Raw genomic sequence first — 24,614 nt, 5'->3', positions numbered from 1 at the left:
ATCAGGCAACCCCGTTGTGCATCGTGCTGCGTTGAATCGTTGATCGGCATCCGTTTGCACCGGAACCGTTGCCGGAGGCGGGCATGGCTGTGTGCCTGTCGTGTTCCACTTACACTGTGCCGGCCGCACGGCACACGGGGAGAACTGCATGCTTGCTCGAACGCTCGGACTGCTGGGTCTGTGGTTGCTGCTGGCGGCGCCGTTGCCGGCGCAGGACGTACCGCCACCCTTGCGCGACTGGCAGGGCTGGGTGCTGCATGACGTGCCGCAGCACGATTGTCCGTTCCTCGCCACCCAGGTGCCGAACGCCGGCAATCGCCTGTGCGCCTGGCCTGGCCGCCTGCTGCTCGACGCCGGCAAGGACGGCGCTCGCTTCAGCCTGGATGTGCGCGTGGATGCGCCAAGCTGGGTTGCAGTGCCTGGCGATGCGCGGAGTTGGCCGCAACAGGTCAGCGCGAACGACCAGGCGGTCACCGTGTTGCAGCGAGGCGATCAGCCGATGGTGTGGCTGGCACCCGGCGATTATCAGTTGCGCGGCACGCTGCCGTGGGCGGCGCGTCCGGCGCGCCTGCGCGTGCCTTCGACGATCGGGTTGGTGGCGCTGAGCGTCGACGGTGCAGCGGTCACGCGCATCGAGCGCAACGGCGAGCAGCTCACCCTGGGCGAGGCCGCCGCCGCGCAACGCGCTGCCGACGCGCTGTCGCTGCGCGTCTATCGCCGCCTCGTCGATGGCCTGCCGGCCACGCTGGAAACGCAATTGCAGTTCAACGTCGCCGGCAGCGCGCGCGAGCAATCGCTCGGCCCGGTGCTGCCGGAAGGTTTCGTGGCCACCGCCTTGTCCGGCGACTTGCCCGCACGGCTGGAGAACGACGGCCAGCTGCGTGTGCAACTGCGGCCGGGGCAGTGGACGATCACGCTGCAGGCGCGCAGCGTCGCGCCGCTGGCGAAGGTGGCGCTGAAGCTGCCGGCGGCGCCGTGGCCGCGGCAGGAGATCTGGAGTTACGCCGACGATCCGGCGCTGCGCAACACCCGGGTGGAAGGCCGCGCCACCGACGCGGTGCAGGCCGGCGTGCCGGGCGAGTGGCGCGAGTTGCCGGCGTTCGTGCTGGACGACGGCGCGGGCCTGGCGATCGAGCAGGGCACGCGCGGCGACGAGGGCGGCAAGGGCGACCAGCTGCACCTGCAGCGCCAGCTGTGGCTGGATTTCGACGGCGGCGGGCTCAGCGTGGCCGATCGCCTCAGCGGCGAGCTGCGTCATCACCAGCGCCTCGACGTGGCGGCGCCATGGCAATTGCAGCGGGCCAGCCAGGACGGCGCGCCGCTGCTGGTCAGCCAGGGCGAGGGCGGCCGCAGCGGGGTCGAACTGCGCGAACAGCAACTCGACCTGGACGCTGGCCTGCGCCTGCCCATGCACCGCGGCGCGATCCCCAGTGCCGGCTGGCAGCTGCCGCTGGAGAGCATCGACGCCACCTTGCACCTGCCGTACGGCTACCGTCTGCTCGGCGCCACCGGCGTGGACCGCTCGCCCGATTCGTGGGTGGCGCAGTGGAGCCTGCTCGACTTGTTCGTGGTGGCCCTGATCGCGCTGCTGGCCGGCCGCCTGCTCGGCTGGCCGTGGGCGCTGCTGGCCGCCGGCTATCTGGCGCTGGCGCAGCACGAGAGCGCCGCGCCGTTGTGGACGCTGGCGGTGACGCTGGCGCTGGCGTTGCTGCTGCGGGCGTTGCCGGAAGGGCGCTTGCGTTTGGCGGCGCGCGCCGGCGCGGTGGCGATCTTCGCACTGGCGGTGCTGTGGACGCTGCCGTTCGTCGCGGCGCAGTTGCAGTACGCGTTGCATCCGCAGTTGGAAGGCGCAGGCCAGAGCCGGATTGTTTCGGCGGGTTATGCCGAGCAGGCAGCACAGGAAGAGGTTTATGCGAAGGCGCGGATGAGGCAGTCGGCACCGGCGCGTGCCCCCGTGGCGCCGGCACCGGTCGCCGAAGTTTCCGCCGACGCGGCGATGCCGCCGCCACCACCACAACCGGCACCTGCGATGGCGATGCAAAACGGTTCGAGCCTGTCGCTGGAAGCCATCACCGTCACAGGGTCAGCCGTGCAGAACCTGAGTGGCGCATCGACCCTTGCCGGCAGCGCCGCCGACAGCCGCAGCCCGACCCAGGCTGGCGCCGGCACGCCGCACTGGAACCAGGGCAACGACTACCGGCTCGGCTGGTCCGGCCCGGTGACGGCGGAGCAGAGCACCCACCTGGTGATCGCGCCGGCGTGGCTGGTGCGGTTGCTGCGGGTGCTCATGGTGGGGCTGCTGGCGCTGCTGCTGGCGAAGCTGGTGCCGCTGCTGCTGACGCCGCTGCGCGGTCGCTGGCGCGACTGGCGCGGCGGTGGTGCGGTGAGCGCCGCCTTGCTGGCCGTCGCGCTGTTGCCTGCCGCCCTGCATGCGCAGAACCTGCCCAGCCAGGATTTGCTGAACCAGCTGCGCGACCGGCTGACCGAGGCGCCGAAGTGCGTGCCGGCCTGCGCCGCCGTGGCGCAGGCGCAATTGCAGGCCAGCGGCGACACGCTGGAGGTGGCATTGGAGGCGCATATCGGCGCCGCGGTTGCGCTGCCGCTGCCGCAAACCGATGACGCCCTGCAGCTGCTCGACGTTGGCGTGGACGGCCATGCGAATGCCCCGCTGAGTCGTCGCGGCGATCAGCTGCTGCTGCGGCTGGAGCGTGGCGTGCATCGGGTCAGCCTGCGCTACCGCATCGGCGTGACCGACAACGCCAGCCTGCGCTTCGTGCTGCGCCCGCAGCGCATCGCGTTCAGCGGCCAGGGCTGGCTGCTGGCCGGGGTCGACGACGGTCGCCCGCTCGGCGACAGCATTGCCTTGCAGCGCGTGCGCGCGGCCACCGATGGCAAGGACCTGCCGCCCGTCCAGAATTTCCCGCCTTACGTGCGGCTGACCCGCCGCCTGCAGCTGGGCGTGGACTGGACCGTCGAGAACACGGTCGAGCGGATCGCCCCGCAGGACGGCGGCTTCAGCGTCGCGCTGCCGTTGCTGCCGGGCGAGCATCCGCTGGGCGACGGCGTGCTGGTCAGGGATGGCCGCATCAGCATCACCTTCAACGCGAACAGCGGGGTGGCGAGCTGGAGCAGCCGGCTCGATCACGCGACGACGCTGGCGCTGAAGGCGCCAGCGCTGGGCGAGCGTGCCGAAGTGTGGGTGATCCACGTCGCGCCCATGTGGCATGTGGACGCAAAGGGCGTGCCGACCAGCGCCAGCGACGACGGGCTGTTGTACCAGCCGCTGCCGGGCGAAAGCCTGCAGCTGGCCTTCAGCCAGCCGGCGGCGATCGCCGGTGACAGTCTCGCGTTCGACGGCGTGCAGCTCACCAGCCGCGCCGGCGAACGGGCCACCGAAACCACGCTGAGCCTGCGCGCGCGCAGCACGCGCGGCGGCGAGCACGCGATCGGCCTGCCGGCCGGTGCCGAGCTGCTGGATGCGAATCGTGACGGCGAGTCGATCAACCTGGCCGTGCGCGATGGCAAACTGAGCTTGCCGCTGCTGCCGGGTGAACACGGCTACACGCTGCGCCTGCGCGAGCCGTACGGCGTCGCCGCGCGCACGCGCACGCCGCTGATCGCACTGCACGCGCCGGTGGCGAACGTCGACCTCGCGCTGCAGCTGCCGCAGGATCGCTGGGTGCTGTGGACGTGGGGGCCGACCACCGGCCCGGCAGTGCTGTACTGGTCGCAGCTGGTGGTGCTGCTGCTGGCCGCGTGGCTGCTGGCACGCTACGCGCCGACGCCGCTGCGCTTCCGCCACTGGCTGCTGCTCGGGCTGGGTTTCTCCGCGTTCGCCTGGAGTGCCTACGCGCTGGTGGTGGCATGGCTGATCCTGCTTGGTCTGCGCGCACGCAGCACCTCGCCGGAGCAACTGGGTAGCACGACCTTCAACCTGATGCAACTGGGGCTCGCGCTGCTCACCGTGCTGGCACTGGTGGTGCTGGTGGGCGCGGTGCCGAAGGGCCTGCTCGGGCTGCCGGATATGCACGTGGCCGGTAATGCGTCCAATGCGTGGAACCTGCGCTGGTTCGCTGACCAGAGCGCGAATGTGTTGCCCGGTGCCGGCGTGTTCAGCGTCTCGCTGTGGGCCTACAAGCTGGCCATGCTGGCCTGGGCGCTGTGGCTGGCGTGGTCGCTGATCGACTGGCTGCGCTGGGCGTTCGAGGCGTGGATGCGCGGCGGTTACTGGCGCAAGCGCAAGTCCAAGCCAGGGGTAACGCCGCCGCAGTTGCCACCCTCGGCGACGGAGTCGCCGCATGCCTGATGTCCGCAGCATGCTGGCTGTTGCGGCCGATCGGCTCGGCGAGCGCGCCGACGCCGAGCTGCTGCTGCTGCACGTGCTGCAGCAGTCACGCAGCTGGCTGTTCACGCACGCCGACGACGTGCCGGATATGGACGTCCAGACGGCTTATGCCGCCCTGGTCGAACGCCGCGCCGCGGGCGAGCCGGTGGCCTATGTCACCGGCCGGCGCGGCTTCTGGTCGCTGGACCTGGAAGTGAGCCCGGCCACGCTGATCCCGCGTCCGGAAACCGAGCTGCTGGTGGAGCTGGCGCTGCAGCGCCTGCCGCCCGATGCCGCCTGCAGCGTGGCCGACCTCGGCACCGGCAGCGGCGCGATCGCGCTGGCGATTGCGCGCGAGCGGCCGCGCGCCCGGGTGGTCGCCACCGACGCCAGCGCCGCCGCGCTTGCCGTCGCCCGGCGCAATGCGCAACGCCACGCCATCGGCAACGTCGCCTTCGTGCATGGCGACTGGCTGGCGCCACTCGCCGGCCAGCACTTCGACCTGATCGCCTCCAACCCCCCGTACATCGAAGCCGCCGACCCGCACCTGGCGCAGGGCGACCTGCGCTTCGAGCCGCCCGCGGCGCTCGCCTCCGGCCCCGACGGCCTCGACGCCATCCGCCGCATCGTGCGCGACGCCCGTAGCCACCTGCATACCGGCGGCTGGCTGCTGTTCGAGCACGGCTGGAACCAGGGTGCCGCCACCCGCGCGCTGCTCGCCGAGGCCGGCTATGCCGAAGTATTCACGGCACAGGATCTGGAACTGCGCGATCGGGTCAGTGGCGGGCGGGTCTGATGGTCGGCTGGATCGTTGCCGTGGGAACCCGCGCTCTCAGCATGGGTGCTTGAAGTCGTGGTCGGCATCCATGAGCGCATTGGCAAACTCGGGATCCACGGCCTCGAGTTCCTTTGCCGCCATGAGGCCTATATCCACCCACTCACGTTCCGGTGTGGTTGGCAGGTAGGGATGCCCCAGTTCTGCCAGCATGCGGGTGAGCTGCTGGTTGGCGTGAATATAGACACCGTAGCCTGGCGTTCCTTGGCATACGCGCATTGAGTAGTGTCAGTGCCTTCCTGACTGAGCATACTGCTCCATCCCGGTCGATCACGGACCGACCCTCATAACGTCGAAAGCGCTGCTGCACGCACTCATCATCTGGGTACCTTTGCCCCGTGTGACGACCGCCCGCCCAGGACATGCTTTCGGCCAGTTCGCCCATGCTGCCGCGGCCTTTGGCCAGATAGGCGACGATGCCCATCGGCAGGAGGACCAACACGGCGACGTGGCGCGGGCGATCTTCTCGGCGGCGTGGTGGACGGCGAGCCGGTCGACGCGGACCGGTTGTTGTGGCAGCGGTGGCGGGGTGGCGGCCAGCCAGGCCTGGTGGATGCTGGCCCAGTAGTCGCGGGCGATCCCGGGCATGTCGTTGACGACGTACTCGGCCAGTGCCTTCAGGCCCATGGCGATCAGTATCCACTCGCCGACTTGCGCGCCAGCGCCAGTGCCGACGCCCCCGGCGATGCCGCCGATCAGGGCGGCGCCACCGGTGCTGGTGAGCATGACGATGAGGCACTGGCGCAGCACTTCGACGATGTCGTTCACGACACCCTGGAGATTCAGGTCGCGGAAGTTGCGCAGGATCCAGCAGACCGCCAGCCCCTCGGAAAGCCTGATGGCTTGCCGCACGCTGTCAGCGCGAGCCGAGACCAGCCTTGCCTTTGCCGCCGCCGCGTCGATGGGAGTGGGGCCGCGCGGGCAGTCGGTGTGCCCGCCGGCCCGGTGACGGGCTCAGGCGCTGGCCTGGCTCAAGGCTCCCGCCTGCGGGAAGCGCGCACGGATCGCGTGGCGGATGCCGGGCAGGTCCAGTCCGGCCATGCTCAGCACTTCCTCGCGGCTGCCGTGTTCCAGATAGACGTCCGGCAGGCCCAGGTGCAGGATCGGCAGCACGATGCCGTGCGCGGCGAGGCATTCGGCCACGGCGGAGCCGGCGCCGCCGGCGACCGCGTTGTCTTCCAGGGTGACGAAGCCATCATGGGTCTTCGCCAGTTCCACCAGCAGCGCCTCGTCCAGCGGCTTCACGAAGCGCATGTTGACCAGGGTGGCGTCGAATTCGGCGGCGATCGCGGCGGCGGGTGCCAGCATCGCGCCGAAGCTGAGCAGGGCCAGGCCGTGGCCGCGCCGGCGCAGCTCGGCCTTGCCGATCGGCAGGGTGTCGAGTTCCTGGTGGATCGCCACGCCGGGGCCGGTGCCGCGCGGGTAGCGGATGGCGGCGGGGCCGTGATGGTGGAAGCCGGAGGAGAGCATCATGCGGCACTCGTTCTCGTCGGCCGGCGCCATGATGACCATGTTCGGCAGGCAGCGCAGATAGGTCAGGTCGAAGCTGCCCGAATGGGTGGCGCCGTCCGGGCCGACCACGCCGGCACGGTCGATGGCGAAGGTGACGTCGAGGTTCTGCAGCGCCACGTCGTGGATCGCCTGGTCGTAGGCGCGCTGCAGGAAGGTGGAGTAGATCGCCACCACCGGTTTGGCGCCTTCGCAGGCCATGCCGGCGGCCAGCGTCACCGCGTGCTGCTCGGCGATCGCCACGTCGAAGTAGCGCTCGGGGTACTCCTTCGAGAAACGCACCAGGCCGGAGCCTTCGCGCATCGCCGGGGTGATGCCGAGCAGGCGCTCGTCGGCGGCGGCCTGGTCGCACAGCCAGTCGCTGAAGATGTCGGTGTAGGTGGGCCTGGCCGGCGCAGGCTTCTTGACCACGCCGGCTTCGGGATCGAACGGACCCACCGCGTGGTATTCGATCTGCGCCTGTTCGGCCGGGGCATAGCCCTTGCCCTTGGTGGTGATCACGTGCAGCAGCTGCGGGCCGGGCAGGTTCTTCACCGTGCGCAGTGCCTGCAGCAGCTGCGGGATGTTGTGGCCGTCGATCGGGCCGGTGTAATGGAAGCCCAGCTCCTCGAACAGCGTGGAAGGCACGAACATGCCCTTGGCGTGCTCCTCCCAGCGCTTGAACCAGCGGCCGGCGAAGGACTGCTTCGGGATCGCCCGCTTGGCCCGCTCGCGCAGCTGGTTGAGGCGGCGGCTGGCCATCGCGCGCGCCATCATCTTGGTCATCGCGCCCACGTTCTCGCTGATCGACATGCCGTTGTCGTTGAACACGACGAGCATGTCCGGCTCGACGTCGCCGCCGTGGTTGAGCGCCTCGAACGCCATGCCGGCGGTCATCGCGCCGTCGCCGATCACGGCCACCACCTTGCGCTTGTCGCCTTTGCGCTGCGCGGCGATCGCCATGCCCAGCGCGGCCGAGATCGAAGTGGACGAATGGCCGACGCCGAAGGTGTCGTACGCGCTTTCCTCGCGGCGCGGGAACGGCGCCAGGCCGTCCTTCTTCTTGATCGTGGTGATGCGGTCGCGGCGGCCGGTGAGGATCTTGTGCGGGTAGCACTGGTGGCCGACGTCCCACACCAGGCGGTCGTGCGGCGTGTCGAATTCGTGGTGCAGCGCCACGGTCAATTCCACCACGCCCAGACCGGCGCCGAAATGGCCGCCGGAGCTGGCCACGGATTCGATCAGGTACTGGCGCAGCTCGTCGGCGACGGCGGGCAGATCCTCGTCGCCCACGCGGCGCAGGTCGGCCGGCGTCTCGATCGGCGCCAGGTGGGGGTAATGGGAAAGGTCGTTCATCTGCCTATTGTTGGCCCAGCGCGGGGGCGGGGCAAGGGCGAGCAGGTGAACGGAACCTGGCGGCGTCCAGGCGGAACCGGGCCGCGCCCGCCACCGGCTGGACTCAGGCGGCCACCGGCATGTTCATCGAGCGCCGGTCGCGCGGCAGCCGGCTGACCAGGAATTCCATCTGGTCGGCCAGGATGTTGCGGTTGGACAGGATCAGGTGTTCCACCCAGCTCGGCCGGTACGGCACCGCCAGCAGCGGCATGTCGGCCTCCTGCGGGGTGCGGTTGCTCTTCTTCAGATTGCAGGCGAGGCAGGCGCTGACCACGTTCTCCCATTCGTCCCGGCCGCGCTTGGAGATCGGCAGCACGTGGTCGCGGGTCAGTTCGGCGCGGGTGAAGTGTTCGCCGCAGTACAGGCAGATATGGCGGTCGCGGGCGAACAGCGCGGTGTTGGTCAACGCCGGCGCGGGGTCGATCGCGTGCTCGCGGCAGCGGCCGGTGCTGGCGATGATCGGGTGCAGACGCAGCAGGCTCTGCGCGCCGAGCACGCGGTTGTGGCCGCCGTGCACGGTGAGGCAGGGGTCGCCCAGGGTCCAGGCAACCGCGTCGCGCACGTACAGGCAAACCGCCTCCTGCCAGCTGATCCAGTCGAGGATGCGGCCGGCGGCGTCCAGTGACAGTACGCGGGTCGCATGGAGGTCGGCCCGACTTGGCACTTCCATCAGCATGTAAATCGTCCTTCAGCCAGGGGCGTCGAAAGAGCGTTTCGGCAATGCGGGAATGCTTGTCCGGGATCAGCATAGAACAATTCCATTGCAATTCGCATGCAAATCAGGCACGGCACCCCGTGCGTACAGTCGCCGTGCCGGGTGGGCGCTGATATGATCGCCAGTCAACACAGACCCGACGCCGGGTTTGGTAGGGGCGCTTGGTGGTGACCCGGCACGGCGGTGGGCAGAGGTGGACAACGTGGCTGAAGTTCTTTTCTACGAGCAACCGGTACCGCTCAACCGTGTCGAGCACAAGGACCTGCGCATGAAGGCCGTGCCGAACGTCAAGTTCGCCATGAACGCCCATTCCGTGCCGCTGACAGGCGTGGAGTTCGGCGTCGCCGCACGCGACCTGCTGATCGTGTTCGCCGGCACCAGCGTCGCCGATGCCGGCCCGGTAGCTCTGCTCGGCTTGCGCCAGAACGAAAACCTGTACGTCGACGCCAACGGCCAGTGGGCGCCGGATACGTACGTTCCCGCGTTCGTGCGCCGCTACCCGTTCGTGCTGGCCGAGAAGCCGGCCGGGCAGGAAGGCGACGACTTCACCGTGTTCCTCGACGAGCGCTACGAGGGATTCAATGCCACCGAAGGCCAGCGCCTGTTCAAGGAGGACGGTACCGACAGCGAACTGCTGGCCAACGCCGTGGGCTTCCTCGGCGATTTCCAGCAGAACGTGACACACACCAAGCGGTTCATGGAGCAGCTGAACAAGCACGACCTGCTGGAGCCGCGCACCGTGCAACTGCAGAAGGAAGGCAAGGACGGCCAGCGGGGCAAGTCGATCAACCTCAACGGCATGTTCGTGGTCAACGAGGCCAAGCTGCGCGAGCTGGACGAGAAGACCGCCCAGGAGTTCCTGCGCGAAGGCATGTTCGGCTGGATCTACGCGCACCTGCTGTCGCTGACCAACATCGACCGCCTGGCCCGCCGGCTGGACGTGCGCGAGCAGGCCGAGGCGGCCGCCGGCGCGGTCGCGAACTGATCTTCCGTTTCGCCCCACGAAAACGCCGGCTTCGAGCCTAATGCCAGTCAGTTAAGGTATTGACGAAGCCGGAACGACCCAAGAGGCTCATGGTTTTCCATGAGCCTCTTGCTTTGATCTCAGCCCTGCAAGCCAACTTTGATGCGGTAGGCGATCTGTCTCCCGCCGCGTTTGATCGTTTCAGCCAGCTCATTCCGGCCGCCTGGATCGAGCAAGCATTGCAAGCGACTGGCACGACGTCACTGCGCCGTCGACGTCTGCCGGCCGAGCGATTGATCTGGCTGGTCATCGGCTTAGCGCTGTTTCGCAACGAACCGATCTGGCACATCGTGCGTCAGTTGGGGCTGGCGTTGGGTACCGAGGCACAGGTCGTGCCTGTGCCGAGCGCTACGGTTCAAGGGCGCCAGCGACTGGGTGAAGCGCCGTTGGCCCATCTGTTCGATCAGCTCAGCCGCGCGTGGTGCACCGCACCGCTTCCGACGGCCGGGCTCTTCCACGGGCTTCGCCTGTTGGCGGTCGATGGCGTGGTGTGGTCGACGCCTGATACCGCCGAGCATCGTGATGTCTTCGGCGCAGGACGATCGCAGCACGGTGAAGGGAGTTGGCCGCAGGTGCGTGCGGTGTGCCTGATGGATGTTCATACGCACCTGATCCGGGCCGCCGCCTTCGGTGCCTATACGACCGGCGAGCTCAGCTACGCCCACGATCTGGTAACCGCGGCGCCCGATGACTCACTGACGATCTTCGACCGCGCCTACTATTCGGCGGCTTTCCTGCTGGCGTGGCAGCATGCGGGAGAGCAGCGGCACTGGCTGATGCGAGCCAAGTCCTCGTTGCGTTATGAGGTGATCCGTCCGCTCGGTGAAGGCGATGCGTGGGTGCGCCTGCCGGTCTCGCCGCAAGCCCGTCGCCAGCATCCGCAGCTGCCAACCTTCTGGGAGGCGCGTCTGATCCTCTGTCCTTCCGGTCGGCGCTACCTGACCTCGCTGGCCGATGCCGTTCGATATCCCGCCGATCAGGTGGCAGTGTGCTATCGCGAACGCTGGGAGATCGAACTGGGTTTTCGGGACATCAAGCAAGCCATGCAAGCCAACGACACCGTCTTGCGCAGCAAGCGACCGGAGCTGGTGCGGCAGGAAATCTGGGGGCTGCTGATCGCCTACAACCTGCTGCGCTGGGAAATGCACCAAACCGCTGGTGAGCTGGGCGTGCCACCGACCCGGCTCAGCTTCCAGGGGTTCACGCGCGCCATCGTGGCCGAGTTGCGATACGCCCCACTGGAAACACCCGGCGCCTTTCCCAAAAGACTCGCCCGGCTCCGACAGCAAGCCCACATCTATTTGTTGCCCGCACGACGACAACGATCTTGTCCCCGTGAAGTCAAACGCCGACCCCACAAATACCCCACGAAAAATGCCAGTCTGTCTTAACTGACTGGCATTAGCCGCATGGCGGGCATTTTCGTGGGGCGTTCAGCGAACCGGCTTGGCCAGCCGCAGCAGGTCGGGCAGGTAACCGGAGGTCTCGTACAACGCGCGGGCGCGCTCGTTGCCGGGGAACACCGCCAGCGTCACCAGCTGGCACTGATGGTCGCGCGCCCATGCCTCGGCGTGCGCCAGCAGCGCCTTGCCGACGCCGCGGTCCTCGTGCCGCGGCGCCACCGCGATGTCGGAGATGTGGCAGTTGCTGCGTCCGGTGAAGAAGTCCGCGGTGCGTTGCAGGTGGATGAAGCCGGCCCGTTCGCCGTCCGCGTCCTCTGCCACGAACAGGTAGCTGTTCGCCGGCTGGTCCTCCAGGTGGTGGCGCAGGTCGTTGCGGATGCCTTCGATGCATTCGTGGCGCCGCCGCCATGGCGGCAGCGTGAAATCGACGAAGCGCGGCACCTGCGCCAGGATGAACTCGTCGTCGTCTTCTTCGGCCAGGCGGATCAGCAGGGACATGTCGGTCATGAGGAGCGATCGGTGGCGGGGATGACGCTGCCGTTTCTACACCTTGCGTCGCGGTCGCGGTAGTCCCCGCCGGCACGTGTATATTTTGCGCAGCGCGAAGGCCTCCGGGGCGATGCATCGGCCTCGTCCCGCCGAACGGCATCCCCGCAAGGAAACCGCCCATGTCGACCACTCGCCGCATCCACATCCGGCCCGCCGGGGACCCCGTGCTGGTGCAGGGCATGCGCGCCATCCACGAGGACCTGAAGCTGCCGGCGGCGTTCCCGCCCGAGGTGGAGGCTGCCGCGGCGAAGGCCGCCGTGAACCCGCGCTGGCCGGAGCTGGACCGCAGCGACATCGCCCTGGTGACGATCGACCCGCTGGGCTCGATGGACCTGGACCAGGCGCTGCATGTCGAGCGCACCGCCGGCGGCTATCGGGTGCACTACGCAATTGCCGACGTCGCCGCCTTCGTCAGCGCCGGCGACCCGGTCGACCTGGAGGCGAACCGGCGCGGCGAGACGCTGTACGGCGCGGATGCGAAGATCCCGTTGCACCCGACGGTGCTGTCCGAAGGCGCGGTCTCGCTGTTGCCCGGTCAGGTGCGGCCGGCGCTGCTGTGGACGATCGAGCTGGACCGCAGCGGCGAAAGCGTGGCCGTCGACGTGCGCCGGGCGAAGGTCAGCAGTCGCGCCCGGCTCGACTATGCCGGCGTGCAGCAGCGCATCGACGCGGGGGCGGCCGAACCGATGTGGTCGATCCTGCGCGAGGTCGGCGAGCTGCGCCGGCAGCGCGAGTTCGCCCGCGGCGGCGTCAGCCTGCCGCTGCCGGAGCAGGAGATCAGCGTGGTCGATGGCCGCTGGCAGCTGGCGTTTCGCGCACGGTTGCCGATCGAGGACTGGAACGAGCAGATCTCGCTGCTGATCGGCATGGCCGCGGCGCAATTGATGGTGCAGGCGAAGGTGGGCCTGCTGCGCACCCTGCCGCCGCCCGACCCGCGCGCGCTCGGGCGCCTGCGCGTCACCGCGCGGGTGCTCGGCATCGGCTGGCCGCCCGGGTTGGACTATCCCGGCTTCATCCGTTCGCTGGACCCGTCCAACGACGCCCACGTGGCGATGCTGACCGCCTGCACCACGGTATTGCGCGGGGCCGGCTACGCGGCGTTCGACGGCACGCTGCCGGCGCAGCCGATGCACTCGGCGCTGGCCGCGCAATACACCCACGCCACCGCGCCGCTGCGCCGGCTGGTCGATCGCTACACCGGCGAGGTCTGCCTGGCGCTGTGCGCGAAACAGCCGGTGCCCGCGTGGGCGCTGGCCGCGTTGCCGGGCTTGCCGGCCACGATGCAGGCCTCCGGCCACCGTGCGGGCCAGTACGAGAGCGCCGTGCTCAACCTGGCCGAGGCCGCCGCGCTGGCGCCGCGGCTGGGCGAGGTTTTCGACGGGGCGATCGTCGAGGTCGCGCATGACGATCCGGCCCGGGGCACGGTGATCGTGCGCGACCCGGCGGTGGAGGCCGGCGTGTCGGGCAGCACACCCCTGCCGCTGGGTGCCGACGTCCGGGTGAGCCTGGTCGAGGCCGACCCACTGCGGCGCACGACCCGCTTCGAGCTGGCGCAGTGACGCGCCGACGTGGGCATGTCGATGAAGGCGCGCCGATGACGATCGGCGCCGGTGGCTGGGTCCTGCGCGGCATGCTCGGCCTCGGGCTGCTCGGCCTCGACGCCTGCGCGATGGTCGGGGTGAGCCACGTCAATACCCACGACTACGTCAGCCAGCGGCGCGCCGACGTGATCGTCGCCGACCGGCCGAGCGACCGCACCGTGCAGTCGCTCAACGTGGTCGCGCTGACGCCGGACAGCTGCCAGCGCGAGTTCGCCGCCTGCACGGACACCGTCGCCCGTTCGGCGGGGTTGACCGACGAGCAGCGGCTCTCGGCGCTGGCCGAGCTGTGGCTGGGCCGGGCGCTCAAGGCGGAGCGGTCGCGGCGCGGCAAGGCGATGGACGACGCGACGCTGGACGCCTTCCTGCAATCCGCGCGCTACGCCTATGCCTACCTCTTCTACACCGCGCGTACGCCCGCCGAGCGCGCGTTCGAATGGCGCCAGGTGCAGGTGACTGGGTTCTACAACCTGGCCGTGCAGCGCGCGATGAGCCGCTTCTTCCTGGAACTGCCGCGGCTGGACCCGCACTGGACGCAGACCACGCTGGCCGGCTGGAGCGTGCTGCGTCCGCACAGCGACGTGCGCCTGGCTGGCGGCACGCGCGTACCGGCGGAGCTGATTCCCGCGGCGAATCTGCGCTTCGACGGCCTGCGCAACGTCTATCGGCGCGATGGCTTCGGTTCCGACTTCGTGGCCGTGGCGCCGGCCGGGACGGCCGACGCCGCCGTGCCATGGCGCGAACCCGACTACGTGCCGGTCACCGGCGCGCTGGTGTTCGACGGCAGCACGCTGGCCCAGCTGCTGGCGACGCGGCAGGTGAGCGTGCTGGTGCGCGACCCGTATCACGACGACACCGTCACGGTCGGCGGTCGGGCGGTGCCGCTGGGCGCGAACTTCACCGCACCCTACGGCGTGTGGCTGGCGCGCTCAGGCTTCGCCCGCCAGTCGATCCGCTCGCTGCTGGGCCGCGAGGGCGGCCTCAAGACGCCGCGCGTGCTGCTGATGCAGCCCTACGATCCGGACCGGCTCACGGTGGTGATGCTGCACGGCCTGGCCAGCAGTCCGGAAGCATGGATCAACGTGGCCAACGAGGTGATGGGCGACGAAGAGCTGCGCCGCCACTACCAGGTGTGGGAGGTCTACTACCCGACCAACCTGCCGGTGGCGGTGAACCTGGCCAGCATCCGCAAGGCGCTGGACGCCACGCTGCAACATTACGATCCCTCCGGCCAGGCGCGCGCCTCGCGCGACATGGTGCTGATCGGCCACAGCATGGGCGGCGTGATCGCGCGCCTGCTGGTGTCCTCCAGCGGCGACCGGCTGTGGGGCGTGATCCCGGCGCGTGCGAACCTGTCGGCGAAGAAGCGGCAGCGGCTGCAGCAGCGGCTGGCGCCGTACCTGCAGTTCAGCCCGATGCCGCAGGTGACCCGCGCGGTGTTCCTGGCCGCACCGCACCGCGGCACGCCGTACGCACGGCACCGGCTCGCCCGCTGGCTCGGCGAGCTGATCCGGCTGCCGGTCGCCGTGCTGAAGGAAATGGCGGACATCGCCGACCTGCTGAAGTCCGACGACGCCGGCGGCGGTCCGCCGCTGCGCGTGTCCAACAGCATCGACAACCTCGGCGACAGCGACCCGTTCATCGTCGCCGCCGCCGACCTGCCGATCGCGCCGCAGGTGCGCTACCACTCCATCATCGGCGTCTACAGATCGAAGGGCGCGTTGCGGGACAGCAACGACGGCCTGGTGCCGTACAGCAGCGCGCACCTGGCTGGCGCCGACTCCGAACTGGTCATACCGTCCTGGCACAGCGTGCAGGAAACCCCCGCGGCGATCCTGGAGTTGCGCCGGATTCTGCGGCTGCAGCTGGCGGCGTTGAAGAAGGTCGACTGACCCGGGCGGGAGGCGGGCGATCCATCACGGGCGATCGCCGAGGCTGCCTGCCGCGAGTTCGGTGCACCCTGTGCGGAGCCGCGATGGTGGCCCCGGCGGCGATCGTCGGACTTGGCAAGCCTGTTGCTTAGTTTCGGGCATGAACGACCTTGCCTACGACATCAGCTACCTGATCGAGCACGAATCGGCCCGCACGGAGGCGTCGCCGCCGCGCATGGCCAGGCCTGTTGCGCCACCAGCACCGCCCGGTACGGCCGCGACGCAGGCGGCCATGGCGCGAGAGCTGCTGCAGGCGGTCGAAGCCCACGAGGAATGGATCAGGCAGTACCTGGGCACGCAAGGCAGCGTGCAGTGCGGTGCGTGACCGGCCTGTCGTTGCAGAGCACAACCTGACCCGGATGGACACCTCCGGCGGCAGATCGGCCTGACGAAAAGCCCGGGACTGGCCCGGGCTATTGTTTGCCGAAAGGCTTGGCGGCGACTCAGTCGATGGCCGGCAGACTGCCTATGCCGGCCTCGATCGCTGCCTTGTGCGCCAGCGTGCGCGGCAGGATGCGGGCGAAGTAGAACGCGGCGGTGTCGCGCTTGGCCTGCTTGAACGCCGCCGGCTGGTTGCCGGCTTCGGCGGCGGCCACGCTGCGCGCCCACAGGTAGGCGAGGGTGACGTAGCCGCTGTAGTACAGGTAGTCGGTGGCCGCGGCGCCGAGTTCCTCGGGATTGGCCTGCACGCGCTGGGCCAGGCTCAGGGTGAGCTCGCTCCATTCCTTGGTGGCGACGGCGAGCGGGCCGACCAGCTGGCGCAGTGCCGTGTCGGCGCTGTGCTGCTGGCAGAACGCGCTGATCTCCTGCAGGAAGTGCTTCGCGCCCACGCCCTGCAGCTGGAGGATCTTGCGGCCGAGCAGGTCGGCCGCCTGGATCCCGGTGGTGCCTTCGTACAGGGTGATGATGCGGGCGTCGCGCACGAACTGTTCCATGCCGTTCTCGGCGATGTAGCCGTGGCCGCCGTAGATCTGCAGCGCTTCCTTGGTGCACTCCTGCGCCAGTTCGGTGGTCATGCCCTTGGCGATCGGGATCAGGAACGCGACCAGCTCGCCGGCCTGCTGCCGGGCTGCCTCGTCCGTCGCGCGATGTTCGATGTCGGTCTGCAGCGCGGTGTACAGCACCAGTGCGCGCGAACCTTCGACGAAGGCACGCTGGGTCAGCAGCATGCGGCGCACGTCCGGCTGCACCAGCAGGTTGTCGGCCGGCTTGTCCGGGAATTTCGGGCCGGACAGCGCGCGCGACTGCAGCCGCTCGCGCGCGTAGTTGAGGCTGTTCTGCAGCGCCCGCTCGGCCAGCGCCAGGCCCTGCACGCCGACCGACAGGCGCGCCGCATTCATCATGGTGAACATCGCGGCGAGGCCCTTGTGCGGCTTGCCGATCAGGTAGCCCTCGGCGCCGTCGAAGTTCATCACGCAGGTGGAGCAGGCGTGGATGCCCATCTTGTGCTCGATCGCGCCGGCGGCCACCGTGTTGCGCGCGCCCAGCGAGCCGTCCGCGTTGACCTTGAACTTGGGCACGATGAACATCGAGATGCCGCGGCTGCCTTCCGGCGCGTCCGGCAGGCGCGCCAGCACCAGGTGCACGATGTTCTCGGCCAGGTCGTGCTCGCCGGCGCTGATGAAGATCTTGGTGCCGCTGAGCTTGTACACCGAATGACCGTCCGCGTCCGCCGTGCCCGGCTCGGCGCGGGTCTTCAGCAGGCCGAGGTCGGAGCCGGCCTGCGGCTCGGTCAGGCACATGGTGCCGGTCCAGCGGCCTTCCACGATCGGCTTCATGAAGCGCTGGCGCTGCCACTCCTCGCCGTGCTGCTCCATCGCGTGGGTGGCGCCTTCGGACAGCAGCGGGTACAGGCTCCAGGCCAGGTTGCCGGACTGGAAGATCTCGGTGGTGGCGGTGCCGAGCACGCCGGGCAGCGCCTGGCCGCCGTAGACCTCGGGGTTGGTCAGGCCGGTCCAGCCGCCTTCGGTGAAGGCCTTGAACGCTTCCTTGAAGCCCTTCGGCGTGGTCACCGTCTGGCTGGCCTTGTCGTAGCGGCAGCCCTCCGCGTCGGCGGGCGCGTTGGTCGGCGCCAGCAGCTGCTCGCTGAGGCGGCCGGCTTCCTCCAGCACGGCGTCGAACAGGTCGCGGCTGTGGGCCTCGCCGCCCTGCAGCGCGGTGAGGGTCGGCTCCGCGTTCAGCACGTCGAACAGGGCGAAGCGCAGGTCGTCGAGGGGGGCCTTGTAAGCAGTCATGGTGGTTCCTTCGGTGGAAAGCGGGGACGTCTAGCGGTAGGTGTCGGGGATGCCCGGCACCGGCGAGATCCAGTCGTTGCCGTTGAAGTCGAACGAGCGCGGCTTGGCTTCCTGCTCGGGCTTGGCGCTGGTGCTGCCGCTGATGCGATAGGCCAGTGCCCCGGCGCTGCCCCTGGCGGCGATCGCCTGCAGCGCCTGGCTCATCGCCGCCGTGGGCAGCACGTTGAGCTGGATCACGTCGCCGGCAAGCTCGGGAATGTCGCGCTCGAAGCTGGCGTGCAGCCGCACCGGCACCAGCTCGGCCACCTGCAGCTGGCCGTCCAGCGAGGTGAAGTCCATCCCGGCGTAGCTGTTGTTCTGGATGCGCACGGTCAGCCGCCACTGACCGTCCGGCAGCACCACCAGTTGCTGGATGCTCAGGGTCGGCGGGTACACGCTCTTCTTCGCCGGACCACAGGCGGCCAAGCCCAGCAGCAAGACGGGGATGATCCAGCGCAGCAGACGCATGGGGACTCTCCAAACGATCGTTTGAATGTTGATTCTAACCGCGATTGAGGGGGTTGGCGCCAGTGGTGGCGAATGATCGCCGGTGGCAGCGGCGTGGAGCCGCCAGGCAGGTCGGCCGGTGCCCGCGAAACCTTCGGCAGGCGCAAACCGGACTTTGGTGCGGAGGGCCGGCGAAGGTTTCGCGGGTACCGGCAAACGGGCATCATCGACTTTTCATCCTTCATCCGCAGGGCTTCCATCGCATGTCACGACGCTTTGTTGCACGCCGCTCGCCGATCCACGGCAATGGCGTGTTCGCCACTGCCCCGATCGCCAAAGGGGAGCAGATCATCGAGTACAAGGGCAAGTTGATGAGCCACGCCGAAGCGGACGACTTGTACGGCGACGGCGGCGAGACCGGCCACACCTTCCTGTTCACGCTCAACGACGACTACATCGTCGACGCCAACCAGGGCGGCAACAGCGCGCGCTGGATCAACCACAGCTGTGCGCCAAATTGCCGCGCCGTGGTCGAGGAGAGCGCCAGCGGCGACCCGCGGCGGGATCGCGTACTGATCGAGGCGATCCGCGCCATCAAGCCGGGCGAGGAGCTCACCTACGATTACGGCATCGTGCTCGACGTGCCGCACACCGCACGCCTGAAGAAGCTGTGGAAGTGCCTGTGCGGCTCGCCGAAATGCACCGGTACGCTGCTCAAGCCGAAGCGGTAGTCAACGGCCGAAATTCGCTTCTATACTCGCCGGCATTGCCCGCCATGGGGGAGGGCAGTCAGGGACAGCGACAAGGGGAAGGAAGCGATGGAAACCAATCCGTATGCCGCGCCGGCGGCCGTGGTCGACGATGTGGCCGCGTGGGATGCGTACGACCTGGAAAACCGCAAGGCCGGGCGCGGCAAGCGCCTGGGCGCGGCGCTGCTGGACGGGCTGGTCAACGTGATCTGGCTGGCTCCGGTGCTCTGGGCCGCCACCATGGCCGGGCCGGTCAGGCAGGGACTCAAGCCTGCCGCGCCGATGGTGGGGCTGATGCTGCTCGGTATGGCATTGATGCTCGGCGTGCTGGTGGTGAACTGCCTGATGCTGCACCGTAGCGGGCAGACCGTCGGCAAGCGCGCGGTGGACATCGCGGTGGTGCGCACCGACGGCAGCCGCGTCAGCCTGCCGCGCTACATCTTCCTGCGGGTGCTGCCGGTGAGCCTGATCGGCGTGATCCCGTTGGTGGGCAAGTTGATCGGCCTGGTCGATCCGCTGCTGATCTTCGGCAAGGAGCGCCGCTGCCTGCACGACCTGATCGCCGACACCATCGTCGTCGACGTCTGATGATCGACACCGTGCGCGAAATCGAGACGCCCGAAGGCGTCTCGCTGCGCCTGCGTGCGGCCGGCGCGTTGCCGCGCGCACAGGCGTGGATGGTCGACCTGCTGCTGCGCCTGCTGGTGCTGTTCGTCGCAATGATCCCGCTGGCGCTGTTCGGCAAGGGCGGCAACGGGCTGGCCATGCTGCTGATGTTCGCGCTGCTGTGGGCGTACTCGGTGGCGTGCGAGGTGTGGCTGGATGGGCAGACCCTGGGCAAACGCGCGCTGGGCCTGCGCGTGGTCAAGGCCGACGGCACGCCGGTGACCTGGCTGCCGTCGGTGGTGCGCAATCTGCTGCGTGTGGTGGACGCGCTGCCGGGCGTGTACGGCGTGGGCCTGGCCAGCACGCTGATCGACCCGCATGCGCGCCGGCTCGGCGACATCGTGGCGGGCACCATGGTGATCCACGCACAGGAACTGCCGGCCGGCCAGCAGGTACCGGCGCTGCCGGCGATACCGTTGCCGCTGGTGCTGGCGGCCGACGAACAGGTCGCGTTGGTGGAGTACGCCGAGCGCGCCGGGCAGCTCACCGTGCAACGGCAGGAAGAACTGGCGAACCTGCTCGCGCCGCTGATCGGGCGAAACGACACTGCGGCGATACGGCAACTGGTCGCGCACGCCAACTGGCTGCTGGGGCGGGCATGAAGCAGGAACGCTTCGTCGCCCTGCACGGCCGCGAGTGGGACGGTCTGCAGTCGTGGCTGAACGCGCTGGACCGCCAGCCGAAGCGCACCCTGCGGCAGGAACCGGCGCTGGAGTTTCCGCAGTCCTACCGGCGTGTGTGCCACCACCTGGCGCTGGCGCGTGGGCGCGGCTACAGCCACGAGGTTACCGAGCGGCTGCAGCGGCTGGTGCAGCAGGGGCATCGCGTGCTGTACCGGCCGCCGGCGCCGCGCTGGCACCGCGTGGCGGCTTTCCTGGTGGCGGGCTTCCCGCGCCTGGTGCGCGCGCAGTGGCGCTGCATGGCGCTGGCGGCGGCGCTGTTCTACCTGCCGGCATTGTGCCTGCTGGTGCTGCTGCAACTGCGCCCGGAGCTGGCGCACACGCTGTTCAGCAGCACGCAGCTGGTGCAGTTCGAGAAGATGTACGACCCGGCCAACGCGCACATCGGCCGCAGCAGCGGCACCGACCTGCAGATGTTCGGCTACTACGTGATGAACAACGTCAGCATCGCGTTCCGCACGTTCGCCTCGGGCCTGGTCTTCGGCGTCGGCGCGATCTACGTGCTGGGCGCCAACGGCGTGCTGATCGGCGGCATCGCCGGGCACCTCACCGCGATCGGCTACGGCGGCCCGTTCTGGCGCTTCGTGGTGGGCCATTCGGCGTTCGAGCTGAGCGCGCTGGTGATCGCCGGCGGCGCCGGCCTGCAGCTCGGCCTGACCCTGCTGGCGCCGGGCCGGCAGCGGCGCGGCCCGGCACTGGTCGCGGCCGGCTGGGTCGGCGCGCAGCTTGCGCTGGGCGCGTTCGCGATGCTGCTGGTGGCGGCCTTCATCGAGGCGTACTGGTCATCGATCGCGGCGTTGCCGGACGCGCTGAAGTTCGGCAGCGGCGCGCTGATGTGGCTGCTGGTGCTGGGCTGGCTGTGGCGCGGCGGCAGGGCAGACACGCATGGAGCTTGAACGGATCAGCGTGGTGCTGCGACCGCGCACGCCGCGCGAGGCGCTGGACCTGGGCGCCGCGATGCTGCGCGCGAATGCGGCGGCGGTGTGGTCGGCGTGGTTCGCCTTCACGCTGCCGGTGTTCGTGCTGTGCAATGCGCTGGGCGTGCTGCTGGGGTGGCCGTGGCTGGGCCTGCTGCTGGTGTGGTGGCTGAAGCCGCTGTTCGACCGCTTGCCGCTGTACGTCCTGTCGCGCGCGGTGTTCGACCGCGCACCAGGCTGGCGCGAAACCCTGCGCGGCCAGCGCCAGTGGAGCTGGCGCAGCACGCTGGCCGCGCTGAGCTGGCTGCGCGTCGACAGCAGCCGCGCGCTGCGCCTGCCGCTGGAGCTGCTCGAAGGCGCGCCGCGCCAGCAGCGTGCCGCGCGCTGGAAGGTGCTGCGCCGGCGCATCGTGGGCGAGACCAGTCTGCTCACCTATGGCTGCCTGCAGTTCGAGCTGGTGCTGTTCCTGAGCTTCTGGCTGTTCGCGCTGCTGCTGATTCCGCACGAGTGGCGGCCCGAATCGCTGGCCAGTTTCTTCCGCGACGACGTGCACGTCGCCGCCACGCCGTGGATCCTCGCGGCTGCGACGGTGGCCTACCTGGCGATGAGCGCGATCGAGCCGCTGTACGTGGCCTGCGGTTTCGCGCTGTACCTGAACCGGCGCACCCAGCTGGAAGCGTGGGACATCGACCTGGCGTTCCGCCGCCTGCGCGCGCGCCTGCAGGGGCTGGGCAAGCTGCTCGGCGTGCTGCTGCTGTGCGCCGGCGCGTTGCCGCTGTCCGTGCGGGCGGCAACCGCGACCGTGGACGTGCCGAAGCCGGTGGCCAGCAACCTCGACCAGGTGTTCGGGCAACCGGCTGGCGTGGATCGACGCTTCGCCGAGGCCGCCGCCGAGGTCTACCGCGACCCGCGTTTCGGCGGCGAGCGCAAGCTGCGTCGCTGGACCTTCAAGTACGCCTCGGAACCGGCCGCGCGCGCGCAGCCGCTGTCGTTCCCGCTGCTGGCCCGCGTGCTGGCGGTGGTGTTCAAGGTCTTGCTGTGGCTGCTGCTGATCAGTGCCGTCGGCGCGCTGGCGTGGTTTGCCTGGCGCTGGCGCGGGCGGCTGCTGCCGGCGGCGGACGAGCCGTTGCCGGCGCTGGCGCAAAGCCTGCAGGCGAATGCCGCGAGCGCGGCGCCGCTGCCGGTCGACCTCGCCGGCGCGACCCGCGCGCTGTGGCAGGCGCGGCAGCGCCGCGAGGCGCTGGCGCTGCTGTATCGCGGCTGCGTGGAACACACCGCGCAGCTGCTGCGGCTGCCGCCGGCGGCGGAGGCGACCGAGGCGGACTGGCTGCGCCAGGCCACGGCCATCGCCGACCCCGCCCGTGCGCAACGCGTGGTGGCGATCGTGCGCGCCTGGCAGTTCGCCGCGTATGCCGGGCGCTACCCGGACGACGCCGCGATCGAACAGCTGCTGAGCGGCTGGCCGGCGCAGGCGGGGGCGTCGGCATGAACCGGCGGGCGCTGCTGCTGCCGGGTCTGCTGGTGCTGGGTGCCGCGTTGCTGGTGGCGGGCTTCTTCGCCACCTTCGAGCGCAAGGACGTCACCGAGCCGGTGGCCGCCCATGGCGAGGCACGCTACAACCGCTTCTTCGCGCTGGAGCAGACGCTGCGCCGGGTGGGCGAGCCGGTGATCTCGCTGACCACGCTGGACCCGAAAAAAATGCCGCTGACCTCCGGCGCCACCCTGCTGCTCGGCGCCGAGGCGGCGCGGGTCGATGCCGACGATGCCGCGCGGATCGCCGCGTTCGTGCGCAGCGGCGGCCATCTGCTGCTGTCGCCGGGGGCCGCCGCGACGGCGCGCATGCCGCTGTTCGAGGCGCTGGGCCTGCTCGATCCGCGCCCGGCGGAACATGCCTGCAGCCTGCTGCGCGCCACCGCCGCGAACGAGAAGGAGGGCGTGCTGCTTTGTGGCCACCGCTTCCGCCTGCAGCCGGGCGTGCCGGTGGATGCGGTGATCGGCGACGCGCAGGGCGGCTACCTGTTCGCGCGCACCCGGCTGGGCCAGGGCACGGTCAGCCTGCTCGCCGGCTTCGACGCGCTCTCGCGCAACCAGCTGAAGCAGGCCGCCGCGCAGCAGTTCGCCTGGCAGCTGCTCGCGCCGAACCGCGGGCGCGGCGTGGTCTACCTGGTCTACGCGCTGGACGGCCCGGCCTTCCTCGCGTGGCTGACGATCGAGGGCTGGCCCGCGTTGCTGGCGCTGGCCGTGTTGCTGGCCGCGTGGATGGCGATGCGCAGCGCGCGGCTGGGTCCGCTGATGCCGGCGCCGGCCTTGCATCGGCGCGCGCTGCTCGAACACGTGCAAGCCGCCGGCGAGTTCCTGTATCGCCGCGACGGCGGACGCAGCCTGCACCGGCTGGCCTGCGAGACCGTGCTGGCGCGCCTGCGTCGGCGCGACCCCGCCTGCGCGATGCTCAACGGCGATGCCCTTTACGCACGCCTGGCCGAACGCGGTGAGCTCGACGCCGCGCAGATCGCGCAGGCCTTCCAGTCACCCGCGAACGCGCCGGCGTTCCGCGCTTCCATCACCACCCTGGCCCGACTCAGGAGCCGCCCATGAGCACCGAAACCCTCGCCGCCCCGGCCACGCCGCCGGCACCGCTGTCGACCACCGAACTCGGCGAGCACGTACGCGCCCTGCGCATGCAGGTGGCGCGCGCCTTCATCGGCCAGACCGAGGTGTTCGAGCAGGTGCTGCTGGCCCTGCTGGCCTCCGGCCACGTGCTGATCGAAGGCGTGCCCGGGCTGGGCAAGACGCTCCTGGTGCGCGCGCTGGCCGCGTCGGTCGGCTGCAGCTTCGGCCGCGTGCAGTTCACCCCCGACCTGATGCCGGCCGACGTCACCGGCCACGCGATCTACGATCCGAAAACCGAGGCCTTCAAGATCCGCCGCGGCCCGGTGTTCGCCAACCTGCTGCTGGCCGACGAGATCAACCGCGCGCCGGCGAAGACCCAGGCCGCGCTGCTCGAATCGATGCAGGAAGGGCAGGTGACCATCGAGGGTCGCCGCTTCCCGTTGCCGGCGCCGTTCATGGTGGTGGCCACGCAGAACCCGATCGAGCAGGAAGGCACCTATCCGCTGCCCGAGGCGCAGCTTGACCGCTTCCTGATCAAGGTGACCATCGGCTACCCCACGCTGGACGACGAGCGCCGCATGGTCGCCGGCGTGGTCAACGGCAAGGTCGCCTCCGACCTCGACGTGGCGCAGGTGCAGCCGGTGCTGAGTCAGGCCGAACTGGTCGCGCTGCAGCAGGGCGTGGCGGCGATCCGCATGGACGCGGCGGTCACCGACTACGCCGTGCGCATCGTGCGCAGCACGCGCGAATGGCCGGGCGTGATCGGCGGCGCCGGTCCGCGCGGTGGTCTCGCGCTGGCGCGGCTGGCGCGCGCGCAGGCGGCGGTGGACGGGCGCGATTTCGTCACTCCGGACGACGTGCGCACGGTGGCACTGCCGGCCTTGCGCCACCGCCTGCTGCTGGCGCCGGAAGCGCTGCTCGAACGCCAGCGCCCCGACGACGTGCTCAAGGCGCTGCTGCACAAGGTGCCGGCGCCACGCCAATGACGCGAGCCGACCGCCTTTGCAGGA

21 protein-coding genes are annotated in these 24,614 nt (G+C 69.9%); 14 read left to right on the top strand and 7 right to left on the bottom strand.

Annotated features, from left to right (window positions below):
- The first annotated feature begins 148 nt into the window (after positions 1–148).
- Together R2APBS1_RS15710 and prmC are read left to right on the top strand one after the other, a co-directional pair.
- On the top strand, positions 149–4,306 hold the full coding sequence (locus R2APBS1_RS15710) for a hypothetical protein (RefSeq protein ID WP_015448684.1): 4,158 nt from the start codon (positions 149–151) through the stop codon (positions 4,304–4,306).
- Positions 4,299–5,120 (top strand): peptide chain release factor N(5)-glutamine methyltransferase, encoded by an 822-nt coding sequence (gene prmC / locus R2APBS1_RS15705; protein WP_007513443.1) that lies wholly within the window; start codon positions 4,299–4,301, stop codon positions 5,118–5,120. Before R2APBS1_RS15710 ends, prmC begins: the two co-directional genes overlap by 8 nt.
- A 36-nt stretch (positions 5,121–5,156) precedes the next feature.
- Here the strand turns inward: prmC and R2APBS1_RS15700 are convergent, their stop codons facing one another.
- The 4 genes from R2APBS1_RS15700 to R2APBS1_RS15685 all read right to left on the bottom strand — a co-directional run bounded on the left by R2APBS1_RS15700 (position 5,157) and on the right by R2APBS1_RS15685 (position 8,718).
- The gene (locus tag R2APBS1_RS15700) at positions 5,157–5,312 is read right to left on the bottom strand and encodes a hypothetical protein (protein ID WP_157769767.1); all 156 of its coding nucleotides are present in this window, start codon (positions 5,310–5,312) and stop codon (positions 5,157–5,159) included.
- 117 nt (positions 5,313–5,429) lie between these two features.
- Positions 5,430–6,011, bottom strand: coding sequence for a DUF6861 domain-containing protein (locus R2APBS1_RS15695; protein ID WP_007513445.1), 582 nt, complete (start codon positions 6,009–6,011; stop codon positions 5,430–5,432).
- Positions 6,012–6,113: 102 nt separating this feature from the next.
- Positions 6,114–8,003 (bottom strand): 1-deoxy-D-xylulose-5-phosphate synthase, encoded by a 1,890-nt coding sequence (gene dxs / locus R2APBS1_RS15690; protein WP_015448682.1) that lies wholly within the window; start codon positions 8,001–8,003, stop codon positions 6,114–6,116.
- Between the two features lie 103 nt (positions 8,004–8,106).
- Positions 8,107–8,718 (bottom strand): HNH endonuclease, encoded by a 612-nt coding sequence (locus tag R2APBS1_RS15685; RefSeq protein ID WP_015448681.1) that lies wholly within the window; start codon positions 8,716–8,718, stop codon positions 8,107–8,109.
- A gap of 232 nt (positions 8,719–8,950) precedes the next feature.
- Between R2APBS1_RS15685 and R2APBS1_RS15680 the strand changes: the two genes are divergently transcribed.
- Both R2APBS1_RS15680 and R2APBS1_RS15675 read left to right on the top strand, forming a co-directional pair.
- The gene (locus tag R2APBS1_RS15680; protein ID WP_081602830.1) at positions 8,951–9,742 is read left to right on the top strand and encodes a SapC family protein; all 792 of its coding nucleotides are present in this window, start codon (positions 8,951–8,953) and stop codon (positions 9,740–9,742) included.
- 89 nt (positions 9,743–9,831) lie between these two features.
- The gene (locus R2APBS1_RS15675) at positions 9,832–11,172 is read left to right on the top strand and encodes an IS4 family transposase (RefSeq protein ID WP_015447470.1); all 1,341 of its coding nucleotides are present in this window, start codon (positions 9,832–9,834) and stop codon (positions 11,170–11,172) included.
- 42 nt (positions 11,173–11,214) lie between these two features.
- Here the strand turns inward: R2APBS1_RS15675 and R2APBS1_RS15670 are convergent, their stop codons facing one another.
- On the bottom strand, positions 11,215–11,691 hold the full coding sequence (locus tag R2APBS1_RS15670; RefSeq protein WP_007513453.1) for a GNAT family N-acetyltransferase: 477 nt from the start codon (positions 11,689–11,691) through the stop codon (positions 11,215–11,217).
- A 161-nt stretch (positions 11,692–11,852) separates the two neighbouring features.
- Here R2APBS1_RS15670 and R2APBS1_RS15665 point away from each other — a divergent pair, with 161 nt between their 5' ends.
- The 3 genes from R2APBS1_RS15665 (at position 11,853) to R2APBS1_RS15655 (ending at position 15,587) form a co-directional block, all read left to right on the top strand.
- The gene (locus R2APBS1_RS15665) at positions 11,853–13,292 is read left to right on the top strand and encodes an RNB domain-containing ribonuclease (RefSeq protein WP_015448679.1); all 1,440 of its coding nucleotides are present in this window, start codon (positions 11,853–11,855) and stop codon (positions 13,290–13,292) included.
- Positions 13,293–13,327: 35 nt separating this feature from the next.
- On the top strand, positions 13,328–15,223 hold the full coding sequence (locus tag R2APBS1_RS15660) for an alpha/beta fold hydrolase (RefSeq protein WP_015448678.1): 1,896 nt from the start codon (positions 13,328–13,330) through the stop codon (positions 15,221–15,223).
- A gap of 139 nt (positions 15,224–15,362) precedes the next feature.
- On the top strand, positions 15,363–15,587 hold the full coding sequence (locus tag R2APBS1_RS15655; RefSeq protein WP_015448677.1) for a hypothetical protein: 225 nt from the start codon (positions 15,363–15,365) through the stop codon (positions 15,585–15,587).
- Positions 15,588–15,705: 118 nt separating this feature from the next.
- Here R2APBS1_RS15655 and R2APBS1_RS15650 read toward each other — a convergent pair whose 3' ends face one another.
- Together R2APBS1_RS15650 and R2APBS1_RS15645 are read right to left on the bottom strand one after the other, a co-directional pair.
- On the bottom strand, positions 15,706–17,496 hold the full coding sequence (locus tag R2APBS1_RS15650) for an acyl-CoA dehydrogenase C-terminal domain-containing protein (RefSeq protein WP_015448676.1): 1,791 nt from the start codon (positions 17,494–17,496) through the stop codon (positions 15,706–15,708).
- Between the two features lie 30 nt (positions 17,497–17,526).
- Positions 17,527–18,003, bottom strand: coding sequence for a hypothetical protein (locus R2APBS1_RS15645; RefSeq protein ID WP_015448675.1), 477 nt, complete (start codon positions 18,001–18,003; stop codon positions 17,527–17,529).
- Positions 18,004–18,245: 242 nt separating this feature from the next.
- Between R2APBS1_RS15645 and R2APBS1_RS15640 the strand changes: the two genes are divergently transcribed.
- The 7 genes from R2APBS1_RS15640 to R2APBS1_RS15610 all read left to right on the top strand — a co-directional run bounded on the left by R2APBS1_RS15640 (position 18,246) and on the right by R2APBS1_RS15610 (position 24,590).
- Positions 18,246–18,713, top strand: a complete 468-nt coding sequence (locus tag R2APBS1_RS15640) for an SET domain-containing protein (protein ID WP_007513467.1) — start codon at positions 18,246–18,248, stop codon at positions 18,711–18,713.
- 87 nt (positions 18,714–18,800) lie between these two features.
- A complete protein-coding gene (locus tag R2APBS1_RS15635; protein ID WP_007513468.1) occupies positions 18,801–19,319 on the top strand; it encodes an RDD family protein in 519 nt (172 codons plus the stop codon).
- Positions 19,319–19,999 (top strand): RDD family protein, encoded by a 681-nt coding sequence (locus R2APBS1_RS15630; RefSeq protein ID WP_007513469.1) that lies wholly within the window; start codon positions 19,319–19,321, stop codon positions 19,997–19,999. Before R2APBS1_RS15635 ends, R2APBS1_RS15630 begins: the two co-directional genes overlap by 1 nt.
- On the top strand, positions 19,996–20,973 hold the full coding sequence (locus R2APBS1_RS15625) for a stage II sporulation protein M (RefSeq protein WP_007513470.1): 978 nt from the start codon (positions 19,996–19,998) through the stop codon (positions 20,971–20,973). The genes R2APBS1_RS15630 and R2APBS1_RS15625 overlap by 4 nt, the downstream gene beginning before the upstream one ends.
- Complete coding sequence (locus tag R2APBS1_RS15620; protein WP_015448674.1) at positions 20,963–22,483, top strand: hypothetical protein; 1,521 nt, start codon at positions 20,963–20,965, stop codon at positions 22,481–22,483. The genes R2APBS1_RS15625 and R2APBS1_RS15620 overlap by 11 nt, the downstream gene beginning before the upstream one ends.
- A complete protein-coding gene (locus R2APBS1_RS15615; protein ID WP_015448673.1) occupies positions 22,480–23,589 on the top strand; it encodes a DUF4350 domain-containing protein in 1,110 nt (369 codons plus the stop codon). Before R2APBS1_RS15620 ends, R2APBS1_RS15615 begins: the two co-directional genes overlap by 4 nt.
- Positions 23,586–24,590, top strand: coding sequence for an AAA family ATPase (locus R2APBS1_RS15610; RefSeq protein ID WP_007513795.1), 1,005 nt, complete (start codon positions 23,586–23,588; stop codon positions 24,588–24,590). Before R2APBS1_RS15615 ends, R2APBS1_RS15610 begins: the two co-directional genes overlap by 4 nt.
- The last annotated feature ends 24 nt before the right edge of the window (positions 24,591–24,614 follow it).

Source organism: Rhodanobacter denitrificans, assembly GCF_000230695.2.
Taxonomy (GTDB): domain Bacteria; phylum Pseudomonadota; class Gammaproteobacteria; order Xanthomonadales; family Rhodanobacteraceae; genus Rhodanobacter; species Rhodanobacter denitrificans.
Note: the sequence above shows the minus strand (reverse complement) of the source record. Positions and strands in the feature narration are given on the sequence as shown.